General features: G+C 70.8%; 10 protein-coding genes and 1 pseudogene. 4 read left to right on the top strand and 7 right to left on the bottom strand.

Annotation, left to right across the window (positions count from 1 at the left end; genetic code table 11):
• Positions 1–76 precede the first annotated feature (76 nt).
• From IEZ31_RS51895 to IEZ31_RS51880, 4 genes are all read right to left on the bottom strand, one after another.
• Entirely contained in the window at positions 77–1216 is a 1140-nt protein-coding gene (locus tag IEZ31_RS51895; protein WP_229837158.1) for a serine hydrolase domain-containing protein, read from the bottom strand.
• A gap of 225 nt (positions 1217–1441) precedes the next feature.
• Positions 1442–2386 carry an ABC-2 membrane transporter-related protein gene (locus IEZ31_RS51890; RefSeq protein ID WP_190257572.1) on the bottom strand — a complete coding sequence of 315 codons (945 nt, stop codon included), beginning with the start codon at positions 2384–2386 and terminating at the stop codon, positions 1442–1444.
• A complete protein-coding gene (locus tag IEZ31_RS51885) occupies positions 2383–3273 on the bottom strand; it encodes an ABC transporter ATP-binding protein (RefSeq protein WP_190257578.1) in 891 nt (296 codons plus the stop codon). Before IEZ31_RS51885 ends, IEZ31_RS51890 begins: the two co-directional genes overlap by 4 nt.
• Before the next feature lie 11 nt (positions 3274–3284).
• Positions 3285–3692: a GntR family transcriptional regulator gene (locus IEZ31_RS51880; RefSeq protein WP_190257571.1), complete on the bottom strand. Its 408-nt coding sequence runs from the start codon at positions 3690–3692 to the stop codon at positions 3285–3287.
• 496 nt (positions 3693–4188) lie between these two features.
• Between IEZ31_RS51880 and IEZ31_RS51875 the strand changes: the two genes are divergently transcribed.
• Both IEZ31_RS51875 and IEZ31_RS51870 read left to right on the top strand, forming a co-directional pair.
• Positions 4189–5595, top strand: coding sequence for a glycoside hydrolase family 16 protein (locus tag IEZ31_RS51875; protein WP_190257570.1), 1407 nt, complete (start codon positions 4189–4191; stop codon positions 5593–5595).
• Between the two features lie 328 nt (positions 5596–5923).
• Entirely contained in the window at positions 5924–6439 is a 516-nt protein-coding gene (locus IEZ31_RS51870; protein WP_190257569.1) for a cupin domain-containing protein, read from the top strand.
• A 132-nt stretch (positions 6440–6571) separates the two neighbouring features.
• On the opposite strand, the gene IEZ31_RS51865 is transcribed toward IEZ31_RS51870, so the two are convergent.
• A complete protein-coding gene (locus IEZ31_RS51865; RefSeq protein ID WP_190257568.1) occupies positions 6572–7021 on the bottom strand; it encodes a hypothetical protein in 450 nt (149 codons plus the stop codon).
• Positions 7022–7163: 142 nt separating this feature from the next.
• Positions 7164–7676, bottom strand: a complete 513-nt coding sequence (locus IEZ31_RS51860; RefSeq protein ID WP_190257567.1) for a hypothetical protein — start codon at positions 7674–7676, stop codon at positions 7164–7166.
• Positions 7677–7699: 23 nt separating this feature from the next.
• Here IEZ31_RS51860 and IEZ31_RS57890 point away from each other — a divergent pair, with 23 nt between their 5' ends.
• Positions 7700–8182 (top strand): DUF3291 domain-containing protein, encoded by a 483-nt coding sequence (locus tag IEZ31_RS57890; RefSeq protein ID WP_380018922.1) that lies wholly within the window; start codon positions 7700–7702, stop codon positions 8180–8182.
• Positions 8183–8207: 25 nt separating this feature from the next.
• Here IEZ31_RS57890 and IEZ31_RS51855 read toward each other — a convergent pair.
• Positions 8208–9032: pseudogene (locus tag IEZ31_RS51855) on the bottom strand (fatty acid desaturase family protein); the annotation flags it as partial.
• 69 nt (positions 9033–9101) lie between these two features.
• On the opposite strand from IEZ31_RS51855, the gene IEZ31_RS51850 reads away from it, so the two are divergent.
• A complete protein-coding gene (locus IEZ31_RS51850) occupies positions 9102–9746 on the top strand; it encodes a copper homeostasis protein CutC (RefSeq protein WP_229837157.1) in 645 nt (214 codons plus the stop codon).

Here is a 9746-nt window from a genome sequence, read left to right as displayed (position 1 = left end):
GCCCTTCCGCACGGTCGACACTGTAGATCATCGTCTACAAAGGACGGAAGTCCCTAGATCATTCTGTTAGGAGTTGTTAGAGCGCGTCCGCGAGGGCGTCGGCCACCGCCACCCGTGGCTTGTCCGGGTTGGCCCGCGTCCAGTCGGGGTGCGCCCGGTTGGTGAGCAGCACGACCACGAGTCGCCGGTCGGGATCGACGAGCAGCGATGTCCCGGTGAACCCGGTGTGCCCGAACGCGACCGGCCGCGCCAGCCGCCCCATGAACCACGGCTGCTGCAACTCCACGCCCAGCCCGTGGTCGGCCGACCGCCCGGGCCGCTCGGCGTCGATGGCCGGCAGCCCCTTGTTCACGTTGGTGATCATCGATCGCACGGTACCGTCGGACAACACGCGAGTGCCGTTGTACTCGCCGCCGTTGACGAGCATCTGCCCGACCACGGCGAGATCGGCGGCCGTGCCGAACAGCCCGGCGTGCCCGGCCACCCCGCCGAGCGCGAGGCAGAGGTCGTCGTGGACGACGCCTCGGGTGAGCCCGCGAGTCTTGCGGGCCTCGGTGGCGACGAGCCGGGGATCGTTGCCCTGCAGCCGTTTGAGCGGCGTGAACATGGTGTCCCGCAGCCCGAGCGGTTTGGCGATGAGGTCCTGGACGGCGACGTCGAGGCTGAGCCCGGTAACCTTCTCGACGAGCCGCCCGAGGGTCATGAGCCCGACCCCGCTGTACCGAAACGTGCTCCCAGGCGCGGTGTCCGGAACGAGCGGCACGGAGAGAATCCGGCTCCAGCGCTCGCTGTTGTCCTTGGCCCCGGCAAAGCTGACACTCCCTGGCAACGCCCCGGTGTGGGCGAGCAGCATGCCGACGGTGACCTGAGGCTTCTTGAACTGCGGCAGATAGCCCGCGACGGCCGCGTCGAGCCGGACCTTCCCCTGGTCGACCAGCCGCAACACGAGCAGCGCGGTGAACACCTTGGTGATGGACGCGAGGTCGAAGACGGCATCGGCCCGCATGGCGACCCGCTGCGCCTTGGGCAACTCGGTGGGCCCGGTCCCGTAGCGGAGCGCATCCCCGACCGCGTCGTGCACGGTGACCTGCCCGTCGACGGCGACGAGCAGCACGGCCCCGGCGTAGGCGGGATACTTCGGATGGTCCGGGTTGGGCGCAAGATACTTGGTGAGGATGCCGCGGAGCGCCCCGGCGTAGCCGGCCGGCTGCTGCAACGGCGTAATCGTCCGCCCGGGCGTGAAGGTCACCTGCTCGGGTGTCTCCGCCGGCCCGGTTCTTGCGGGCGCCGTGGGGCCGGCGTCGCCGGCGCCCGACGGCCCGGCCGTCCGCGGGGCCGGCGGCTGCTGGCCGCCGCACCCACCGAGGAGGGCGGCAACACCGCCCCCAAGCACCGCTCGCCGCCCGATCCCCACGGCCCGATCATGCCACCCGCCGGCGGGTCAGACGATCCGGCGGATGCGGCGGACCGCGAGCCAGACCAGCAGCGCGGCGAGGACGACGAAGACGCCGGTCTCGATCCACTGGAACGGCCAGAACCGGTCCTCCGGCTGGAACACCTGACGGTTGTGCAGGTCGGAGCCGAGCGAGCCGAGGCACTCGGTGGCCTCCGCGGGCGGGCAGACCACGGCGCCGGAGGTGACGAACGTGCCGTCCGGCCGGCGCACGTCCGAGCTCAACAGCCAGGTTCCGATGCGTATGCTGCCGACGTTGGAGGCCGGGTCGACGACGACCGGAAAGGTGTTGGTGACGGGTGTCGCGAACCGTGGCCGCGCGTACAACGCCACGGCGAGCCGGGCGGCGATGAAGACCGGCAGGGTGATCGCCATCGCGGGCACGACCTTCGGCACCAGGGCGCCGGCGGCGATGCCGAGCGCGACCGCGAACAGCGTGTAGCCGACCGGGGCCACGCCCTGCACGTCGAAGAAGATCTCGTCGAAGCGGCTCTCGACGAATCGGAGCGGCTCGTACCACCAGGAGATGCCCAGGCCGTAGACGACCGCCAGGACCGTCACCGCGCCCCCGAGGAGGCCGACCTTGGTCAGGGCCCAGTGGCGGCGGCTGATGCCCTGGGTCCAGATCATGCGATGGGTGCCCTGCTCGATCTCGCGGGCAACCAGGGGCGCGCCCCAGAACAGGCCGAACAGCAGCGGCACGATCAGCAGCAGGACGCAGGCGTAGATGTACGAGCCGTAGGCGGTGGAGAACTCGCGAAAGCCGTCGCAGGGCTGCTCGGGGGTGCTGGTCGCGCACCCCCGCGTGACCAGCCGGTCGAATGCTCGGTGCATCGACAGGCCGGTCGGCACGATGAACGCCGCCAGGGCCGCGAGGCCGATCAGGGTGAACAGGGCCTGCTTGCGGTGCTGCCGCCAGGTCAGCCAGATCATGCCGCCGCTCCCCACGCTGCGTGGCTGGTCTGCGTGCCGCTGCCGGCGAGGTAGGCCAGGATGAGGTCTTCCAGGGTCAGTTCGCGCACCGTCCACGACGGATCGGTGACCGGGCCGCCGGTGCGCACGACCAGCGTCGACTGCCGGTCGGTGTGGCGGGCGCGGACCACGTCCGCGACGCCGTCGATCGGCCCGCCGTGGTGGCGCGGGCCGACCAGCAGCCGGTGCGCCGCCACGATGTCGTCGACCGCGCCGGTCAGCTGCACCTTGGCGGACTGCAGGACCACGAGGTAGTCGCAGGAGCGCTCCAGGTCCGCGAGAATGTGCGAGGAGAGCAGCACGGTGGTGCCCGAGTCGGCGACGCTGCCCATCAGCGACTGCAGGAACTCCCGCCGCGCGAGGGGGTCGAGGCTCGCGACCGGCTCGTCGAGCAGCAGCAGCCGCGGGCGCTTGGCCAGGGCCAGGGCCAGGGCGACCTGGGCGCGCTGCCCGCCGGAGAGCTTGCCGACCGGTGTGCGGGGCGGGATGCCGGCCTGAGCCAGCCGGGTCCGCGCGAGCGTGGCGTCCCACTGCCGGTTGACCTTGCCGCCCATCCGGACCAGCTCGTCGGCGGTGAAGTCGCGGTACACCGGGGTGTCCTGCGCGACGAACCCGATGTCGGCCAGAGCGGTCGTGTTCTCGTACGGCGTCTCGCCGAAGACCCGCACCGCACCGGCGTCGGGGCGCAGCAGGCCGACCGCCAGGTGCAGCAGCGTGGTCTTGCCGGATCCGTTGGGCCCGACGAGCGCGGCGACCCTGCCGGTGGGCAGCCGCAGGGTGCAGTCGCGCAGGGCCCAGCGTCCCCCGTACCGCTTGCCGAGGCCCTCGGCCTCGAGCACGTGCTCCATCTCGTGTCCTCTCATGCCGGCTCCGCCTGCAGGGCGTCGGCCTGTCGTGCGGCGCGGATCGTCGTGTCGACCAGCGCGGTGACGTCCTCGTCGCTCAGCCCGGCCGCCTGCGCCCTGCGCAGCCAATCGAGCAGCTCGGCGCGCAGGTCGGCCTGGTTGGCGAGCGAGTCGCCGGCGAGGGTGCGGGTGACGAACGTGCCGACCCCCGGCCGCCCCTCGGCGAGCCCTTCGATCTCCAGCTCGCGGTAGGCCTTCAGGACCGTGTTCGGGTTGATCGCCAGCGACTGCGCGACGTCCCGCACCTTCGGCAACTGGTCCCCGGGCGCCAGCAGCCCGACCCGCAGCGCCTGTTTGACCTGCTGGACGAGCTGCATGTAGGTGTTGACCTTCGACCGGGCGTCCAGCACGAACTCGATCACCGCCGGCGACCCTCTCTATTGTCCTACGACAGTAGGACTATAGGACAGCCGAGCTGGATCACGCCAGGCTCGTGCCGGCGTTACTTGCTGTTGCCCTGTGTGGGCGCCACGGTCACGCCGCGGCCGGCCGATGGGCGCGGGCCGGCTGGTCGGGCCCGGCCGCGGAGGTCGCGGCGGACGGGCGGCCGCGGTTCTGGGCCGGGCCGGCCATCGAGCGACACCGGCGAGCATCTCCGGGCCTTGGGTCTGCGTCTTCGGCGTGATCGGTACCGGTTGCGAGGGGCGCCGGCAGAGGCGTTCAGCAGGGAGAGAGCGCTCTCTCAAAGAGATCTTTTCGATCGATCAAGCTTTAGTTGTTAGCAACCTGACCAGTAAGAACGCAGAAAATTTTGACGATTGACACCGTTCTCGTAACCGACTAGAAACGTGAGAGCGCTCTCACGGCGCGACTCCGCCTGGTCGCGTCGTACCGCAGTCCGCTAGGAGGTTCTCCCGAATGACCCCCACCCCGACACGGCGTCGTCGCCGTTTCCTCCTCGCAACAGCCGCCGCCACGGTCCTCACCGCCACCACCGTCGTCACCGTCAACGCGTGGGCGTCGCTGCCCTCGACGCCGTCGGGCTGGACGCTGCAGTGGAGTGACGACTTCACCGGCTCCGCCAACACCCTGCCGTCGTCCAGCAACTGGATCTACACCACCGGCACGCAGTACAGCGGCGGCCCCGCCCAGTTCGGCACCGGCGAGATCCAGACGTACACCACCAACAGCCAGAACCTCGGCCTCGACGGCTCCGGCAACCTGAAGATCACGCCGATCAAGGCCAGCAACGGCTCGTGGACCTCGGCTCGCATCGAGACGAAGCGCACCAACTTCAAGCCGCCGTCGGGCGGTGTGCTGCGCATCGAGGGCCGCCTCGCGATGCCGAACGTCACCGGCGGCGCCGCGGCCGGCTACTGGCCGGCGTTCTGGGCCTTGGGCTCGCCCTACCGGGGCAACTACTGGAACTGGCCGGGCATCGGCGAACTCGACATCATGGAGAACGTCAACGGCCTGAACCAGGTCTGGGGCACGCTGCACTGCGGCGTCAACCCCGGCGGTCCCTGCAATGAGACCAACGGTCTCGGCGCAACCCGCGGCTGCCCGAACAGCAACTGCCAGGGCAACTTCCACACCTACGCGATCGAGTGGGACGCCGGCGTCAGCCCGCAGATGCTGCGCTGGTACGTCGACGGCGTCAACTACCTCAACGTCTCGCAGAACACCGTCGGCTCGTACTGGTCGAACATGACCAGCCACGAGGGCTACTTCATCCTGCTGAACGTCGCCATGGGCGGCGCGTTCCCGAACGGTGTGGCCGGCTACTCGACGCCGACCAGCAGCACGGTGTCCGGCAAGCCGATGCTCGTCGACTACGTCGCCGTCTACACCAAGGGCGGCAGCGGCGGCACCACCAACCCGACCACCGGCAACCCGACGCCGACCTCCACCGGCACGGGCGGCAGCGGCACCCGCAACGCGTACAGCACCATCGAGGCCGAGTCCTTCAACGCTCAGAGCGGTGTCGTCGCCGGCCCCGGCGAGATCGGCTACATCGCCAACGGCGACTGGGTGCAGTACAACAACGTCGACTTCGGCGGCGCGTCGCCCAGGGACGTCATGCTCCGCCTCGGCTCCGGCGCGGCCGGTGGGATCAGCGGCCTCGTCGAAGTCAAGATCGACAGTCTCAGCAACGCGTCGATCGCGACGACCTCCATCGCCAACACCGGCGGCTGGAGCACCTGGAAGGACACACCGAGCAACCTGAACGGTTCGGTCACGGGCAAGCACACCGTGTACCTGAAGTTCACCAGCGGCCAGCCCGCGGACTTCGTGAACGTCGACTCGTTCTACTTCCGCAAGTAACACCCACTGTTGCCAATCCGCCACGAGCACCGGTGGCCACGGCGATCCGCGGTGGCCACCGGTTTCCATCTCGCCGCAGCGTCCGCACCAGCCCTGATCGGGCCTGCGGCGACACGGGCATACCGTCCACATAGGACGGCGGTGGAGCTGGGGTGGAGTTGTCCTCGCACGGCTGAGCCCACCGAGATTGGTGTGGTGCGCTACCCGACGTACAGTGGGCGTAGTGCCGGTGTGTTGCCGATCGGCCTCACGGGGTTGCGGCGGAAGGCGACCACCTGGCCGGCGGAACGCTGTATTCCAGAGCGCACAGCTTCTGGAGGTCATCGCCATGAATCTGATCGTGTCCAGCAATCCCGTTGCCCGGAGCAGAGACGACGCCCCGGCACGGTGGCTGCTCGACATCCTGTGGGTGGTCTTGGCCGACGGCGAGGACACCAACGGCGGATACTCCGTCATCGAACAGTTCATGCCGGTAGGGTCCGGCCCGCCCCCGCACGTCCACCCGTTCGAGGACGAGGCGTTCTACATCCTTGCTGGGGAGATGACCGCCGTCATCGGCGGGCAGGAAGTCGTTCTCGGACCGGGCAGCCTGGGCCATCTCCCGCGCAACACCGTGCATGAGTTCAAGGTGACCGGGACGGAAGTCTGCCACTGCCTCAACTACTACACCCCGGCCGGCTTCGAGCAGGCCATTCTGGGATGCTCCCGCCCGGCGGAGCGCCGCGAACTGCCCCCACCCGGGCTGGACGCGCCCGACTCCCCGCAGGTCGTGAGATTCTTCAACAACTACTGGGTTGCACCAGCCAGCCTCCCCTGGGCCCAGCAGAAGTGGTCGCGCGGCTGAACAGCGTTCGCCGCCGTCGCGCTCCTCGTCCGCCACGAGCCCATCGATCAAGCCCAGGCGCCACGGGTGGTCCGTGACGGTCCAGGCTCGGGCGACCGCGCCACCGCAGGGGCCTGGCTGTGCCACGCGGCATCAGCCGATGTGCAGCAGGAGCACCTCGTCGTCGGAGAGCCTCGCGATGGTGTCACGCAGCAACGACAGCGTCTCCTCCATCGCGTAGCGGGCCTCTTCGTCGTCGAGTCCCAACTCGATCGGGCCGGCGAGCAGGGCACCGGGTTCGTAGCGCGCCGGGTCGAGGCGGTCGAGGAACGCCTTGGCGTCGCTGGCGATCAGCGTGGTGTTGTCGTAGTCCTCGTTGACGGCCTCAGATGCTGCACGTAAGCCCGGACTCTCCAGCAGGACGCTCAACGCTTCCAGGTTCTCCAGGACGTTGAGCATGACATGGCCGGACCAGCGGTACTCCTCGTCGAGTTCCCTGGCGAACCGGTGAACCGGTGCCCGGGCACGGCCCGCACCGGCGGCGCTGACGATCGCCGGCAGGTCGCTGGTCTCGACGAGGTAGAGCGAGGCAATGGAGGACACCGGCGGGATCGTATCGGTCGGTCCCGCTCGGGACCCGGACAGCCAGCCACGCTCGCCGTCCCAGCGGCGATGACCTCGCGGCGATCGCTGAGCAGCGCCGCCTGATCCGAACCGTGACCGAACTCCGTCAGGAGGTCCTCGATCACCGGGTGTCCCACCAGCGGGGGAGGTCGGTGTCCGGGGACGCCGGGTGCGTGAAGTGGAACGGGACGCCCAGCTGCCTGGCCAGGGCCTGGCCGGCCATCGTGGCCTCCGCGGCCTCGGGCCAGGCGGGGACCACGCCGCCGAACAGCCTCAGGTCGCCGCCGTGGCGGAACGTTGTCAGGCGGGACTCCGAGTAGCGCTCGTGGGACGGACCCGGACATTCCACCACGGCCACCAGCAATACGTGCCATCCCCGGCCGTCGGCGTCCCACCTGGCCTCGATGGCGGCGATCGGGGCCCGCAGGGACTGGGCCGTCCGGAGGAGGGTCGGGACCGCCGGCGGGCGCGGGGGGTACAACTCGTGGAAACGGTCGATGATCAACCGGTGCGCGTCGTCGCGGTGGCAGCCGCCCGCGGCCAGCAGCAGTTGCACCGCCGGCAGGACCCGCGACTGCCGTAACTCCCCGTCGAGCCGCTCGCGCAGGTCCGGCGGGAGCGCCTTCCACTCCACGGCGCCAACGGTACGCTCGACCGATGGCCGACGTGGTGGAGCATCACCTTGCGCAGATCAACGTGGCGCGGCCGAAGGCGGCGCTCGACGACCCGGTGATGAGCGGGTTCGTGTCGGCGATGGCGCGGATCGGGCAGCTGGCAAGCAACAGCCGCGGGTTCGTCTGGCAGCCCGGCGACGGCGATCCGATCACGAGCGACGGGCTGGTCGTCAACCTTTCGGTGTGGACCGGGTTCGAGGCGCTGCACGAGTTCGTGTACCGCTCGCGGCACGGCTCGTTCGTGCGGCGGCGCGACCACTGGTTCGTGCCCATGGATCAGCCGTCCACGGCGCTGTGGTGGGTGCCGGTGGGGGAACGGCCCACCGTCGAGGACGGGCTCAGGCGGCTGGCGGTGCTGCGGCGGCAGGGGCCGTCGCCGCAGGCGTTCGGTCTGCCGCAGGCAGCGGGCGCACCTCCTCCGCCGTCGCCGGCACCGGACCCTGGAGCTGCCGCGCCACGGCCGTGAACCAGCCCAGGTGGAACTCGTCGCGGTCGGCGACGAACGCCGCCCGCAGCTCGTGCCAGCGCAGGCCGGGGTGGCGGTGGTGCACCTGGTGCAGGTTGAACGCGAGCACGAACAGCTCCATGCCGCGCGGCAGGCGCAGGTTCATCGCGTCGAGGGGGCGCTCCAGGCGGGTGCGGTAGTGGTACGCGTTGTCGGCGAGGGAGACCAGCAGCGCCCGAACGCCGACGGCGACGCCGAGCAGCCAGAGGTGCGGGCCGTAGGCGAGGGCCGAGCCGGTGTACGTCACGACGATCGCGACCGACTCCAGCCGGAACCGGCGCAGGTGCTCGCGCCGGGAGACCCGCTCGAACAGCAGGCCGGTGACCGAGTCGAGGCTGTCGGTGCGGCGCACCAGCCAGCGCCAGCCGGCCGCCGGCACCAGGGCGAGCACGATGGACACCAGCTCGGCGAGGTACAGGCCGCCGAGCAGGCGCGGGTAGTATGCGCGGGCGGCGGCGAGCCACGACGTCACCGCCGGGTCGTAGATCTCGGTGCGCTCGCGGGGCGTGCGGCTGTACCGGTGGTGCAGCAGGTGACCGGCCTTCAGCAGCGTGAACGGGCCGCCGTAGCCGGTCGCGAGCAGCCGCCCGAGCCGGTCGTTCCAGGCCCGGTCGCGCAGCAGCGTGCCGTGGATGGACTCGTGGATGAGCGACCACAGCGGGATCGTGGTCAGCGCGAGGGGGAGCAGCAGCCAGCCCCAGCGGACGTCGATCGGCAGCAGCACGAGCGGCAGCACGAAGAGTTGCAGGACGAGGCTCGCGAGCGCGGCACCCACCAGTGCCACGGAAAGGGCGGACTGACGGCCAGGCATGACCGCACGGTAGCCCCGGAAAGGGAACGCGCAGGTGAAGGCCGTTTGAAGGTTCGCTAAGGTCCACCCGTGCTGGAGATCATCGTGTTGTCGGCGGCCGACGCGCGGGCCGCGGCGGCGGGCGGCGCCGATCGGGTCGAGCTGGTCAGCGCGATGGAGGTCGGCGGGTTGAGCCCGGCCCCGGCCGTGGTGGCCGCGGTCCGCGCGGCGACCGGCATCCCCGCGCGGGTCATGCTCCGCCGCGATCCCGGATTCGCCGCGCCCGGCCCCGCCGAGCTGCGACGGATGGTCCGGGACCTGCGCGCGGCCGGCGCCGAGGCGTTCGTGCTGGGCTTCCTCGACGGCGACGGCCACGTCGACCGGGCGGCGCTCGACGTCGTGCTCGGCGAGCTCGACGGGGCGCCCTGGACGTTCCACCGGGCCATCGACCACGCGGCCGACCGGTCCGCCGCGTGGAAGGCGCTCGACGGGCTGCCGGGCCTCGACGCCGTGCTCACCGCGGGGTCGCCGGACGGCATCGCCGACGGGCTGCCGGTGCTGCTGGTCGAGGCCGGGGACCCGCGCCTGCTGGCCGGCGGCGGCCTGCGGGCCGACCACCTCCGGCCGCTCCGGGCGGCGGGCGTCACCGCGTTCCACACGAGCACCGCGGTGCGGGTCGACGGTGTCGTTGACTCCGCATTGGTACGGCATGTGCGCACACTGTTGACGGAGTAG

Source organism: Dactylosporangium sucinum (genome assembly GCF_014647515.1).
In the GTDB taxonomy this organism is placed as follows: domain Bacteria; phylum Actinomycetota; class Actinomycetes; order Mycobacteriales; family Micromonosporaceae; genus Dactylosporangium; species Dactylosporangium sucinum.
The sequence above is the reverse complement of the archived record's forward strand: the minus strand, read 5'-3'. Positions and strand labels throughout refer to the sequence as shown.